Origin of the sequence: Eggerthella sp. (assembly GCF_048329335.1) — a bacterium.
Classification (GTDB): Bacteria; Actinomycetota; Coriobacteriia; order Coriobacteriales; family Eggerthellaceae; genus Eggerthella; species Eggerthella lenta.
Genome location: NZ_DBFEGU010000387.1, coordinates 1 through 2,398, shown reverse-complemented (window position 1 = coordinate 2,398; position 2,398 = coordinate 1). Strand labels below are relative to the sequence as shown.

4 protein-coding genes are annotated in these 2,398 nt (G+C 67.5%); 3 read left to right on the top strand and 1 reads right to left on the bottom strand.

The annotated features are described in order from the left end of the window. The 3 genes from ACMO6A_RS12095 to ACMO6A_RS12085 form a co-directional block, all read left to right on the top strand. On the top strand, window positions 1-739 hold a 739-nt coding region (locus ACMO6A_RS12095; RefSeq protein ID WP_418471326.1), incomplete at its 5' end, for a PASTA domain-containing protein. Next, window positions 703-1,515 (top strand): DNA repair protein RecO, encoded by an 813-nt coding sequence (gene recO, locus ACMO6A_RS12090; protein ID WP_156996276.1) that lies wholly within the window; start codon window positions 703-705, stop codon window positions 1,513-1,515. The genes ACMO6A_RS12095 and recO, both read left to right, overlap by 37 nt. A gap of 38 nt (window positions 1,516-1,553) precedes the next feature. Next, complete coding sequence (locus ACMO6A_RS12085) at window positions 1,554-1,805, top strand: TIGR03905 family TSCPD domain-containing protein (protein WP_009307046.1); 252 nt, start codon at window positions 1,554-1,556, stop codon at window positions 1,803-1,805. Here the strand turns inward: ACMO6A_RS12085 and ACMO6A_RS12080 are convergent. Continuing rightward, the coding region (locus tag ACMO6A_RS12080; protein ID WP_418471325.1) for a C39 family peptidase at window positions 1,790-2,398 on the bottom strand (609 nt) is incomplete at its 5' end. The genes ACMO6A_RS12085 and ACMO6A_RS12080 overlap by 16 nt on opposite strands.

Here is a 2,398-nt window from a genome sequence, read left to right as displayed (position 1 = left end):
CGACGACACCGAGGGCGTCGTGCTGCTCATGGATCCCGTCGCCGGCTCTCGCGAGGAGGAGGGCACCGAAGTCACCATCCATGTTTCGGAGGCGCGCACGATCCCCGACGTCGCGGGCAAACAGCGCGACGAAGCGGCGGCTCTGCTCGAGAAGGACGGGTTCGAGAAGGTTTCCTTCGTGACCGAGAAGTCGAACGAGCGTGAGGGCCTCGTGCTGGGGATAGCCCCCGAAGCGGGGTCGAAGGCCGCTGCCGGCACCGAGATCACCGTTACCGTTGCCGTCCCCTTCACCGTGCCCGACGTGAAGGGCAAGACGTGGGACGAGGCTTCCAAGATGCTGACCGACGAAGGGTACGAACCGGTGGCGAGCTACGTCTACGACGACAGCGTGCCTGCCGGTACCGTGCTCGGCACGACGCCCGAAACCGACGCGAAGGCCGACTCCGGCTCTACGGTCACCGTGTCGGTCGCCTTGTCGCGCGGCGCCGAGTTGGAGCAGGCGGCGCTGTCGTATCTCGGCGGTTTGCGCGATTCGGGCTCGACCGTCACGGTCGGCGGCACGGCCTATCTGGTAGAGTCGGTGGATGCCGTGAAGTACGAGGGAGGCGAGACCACGTCGTTCACCATCACGGGCAAGGCGGTGACCTCGCTCGACGGCGAAACCGTGTACGGCTCCTCCAAGCAGAAGAGCGGTGCCATCGTTTGGACGAGCGACAACGCCATCGCCAGTATCTCGTAGCGCGCGTGTCCCAGCCTACCTACGACGCGCGCGCCATCGTGCTGCGCAAGACGAAGCTCGGCGAGAGCGACCTCATCCTGGCGCTGCTCGCCGAGGACGGCTCGCAGATACGGGCCGTAGCGAAGGGCGCGCGTAAACCCGCCAGCTCGTTCGCGGCGCGCCTCGAGCTGTACTCGGTCGTCGACTTGCTCGTCGCGCGCGGGCGCAGCCTCGACATCGTGAAGGAAGCGCGGCTCGTCGAGAGCAACGAGCGTCTTCGCCGCGACATTGAGCACGCTGCCGGGGCTGCGCCCATTGCCGAACTGCTCGACCGCGTCACGCAGATGGGTCTGGAGAACCCGCGGTTGTTCGCGCTCACGCGCACGGCGCTGTCCAGCCTGGGTCGGGTCGATCCCGCGCAGGTGCCGGCCGTGTGCGCGGCGCACTTGCTCAAGACGCTTGCGTTCGCGGGGTTGCGCCCCAGCCTCGATGTGTGCGTCTCCTGCGGGCGCGACGTGGAGGCGGTTCCCGAAAGCGGACTCATGGCGCTCTCGTACCAGGAGGGCGGGGCGGTGTGCGCCGCATGCCGGTCGAGCGTGGAGACGGTGCTCGTCCCTGCCTCTACGGTCGCGTGGTGCCGGGCTCTGCTGAGCTCCACGTTCGCCGAGATCGAGATTCTCGAGGCGGATCCTTCCGCCGCGTTTTCCGTGCTGCGTTTCTGCCAGCAATGGGTGAGCGAGCACGTCGGGGCAAACTTGAAATCGTTGAACTTCCTGTTCACTTGCGGATTGTTCTGAAAGATGCGGGCGGGACCCGCGAAGAGGAGGAGAGAGGCATGTACCGTTACACCCCGCGCGGCGTATGCTCGCGCGCGATCGATATCGACCTCGACGGCGACAAGGTGGCGCGTGTTGAGTTCGTCGGCGGCTGCGACGGCAATTTGAAGGCGGTGTCGAAGCTCATCGAGGGCATGACGGTGGAGGACGTCGCCGCGGCGCTTGAGGGCAACACGTGCGGTCGGCGCGCAACTTCGTGCGCCGACCAGCTGGTGAAAGGGCTGCGCGAGGCGCGTCAAGCGGCCGTGTAGGCCCAGATCGCGCGGCATTGGCCGAGCACGGTGGCGAAGTCCCAAGCCTTTCCCGTGCGTTCAGGGCTGTTGGGGTCGCGCACGAGCAGGCGGCCCTGTTCGTCGATGCCTGCGAGCACGATGAAGTGGCCCGTGCTGGTGAAATCGCCCGGTCCCACGCTGCAAATGACGGGGGAGCCGGACAGGAGAGCGCGGCGAACGCTCTGCTCGTCTGCGGGCACTTCTTCGGCGACGAGGCCAAGCTCGGCCGCGCCTTCGGTCATGAACGTCCAGGCGGTGCCGTCGGGGGTCGCGCATCCGAGGCGCTCGGAGAACGCGCCCATGTCGGCCGGTGTCATGTCGGTGCGGCCGGTCAGCGCCACGTACGCCATGGCCATGCACGTAGGCCCGCAACCGGTGGTTCCGAAGTCGTCTTCTGCGTAGGTTCCGTCAGCCCATGCGGGATCGCGCTGGTACAGCGCGGGCACCTCGCCGGCCTTCCAGGCGCTTTTCGGCGTCGATTGCGGGCCTGTGGAGAGGGATCCGCTGGCCCGCGCGCCGTCGACGAGGCCCGTCAAGGTGCTCACCGCGTACCAGCAGGCACCTCCGAGGGC

Bases quoted from the DNA above. Each gene is read 5' to 3' on its own strand.
- ACMO6A_RS12085 (WP_009307046.1), top strand. From the start codon at position 1,554: ATGTACCGTTACACCCCGCGCGGCGTATGCTCGCGCGCGATCGATATC.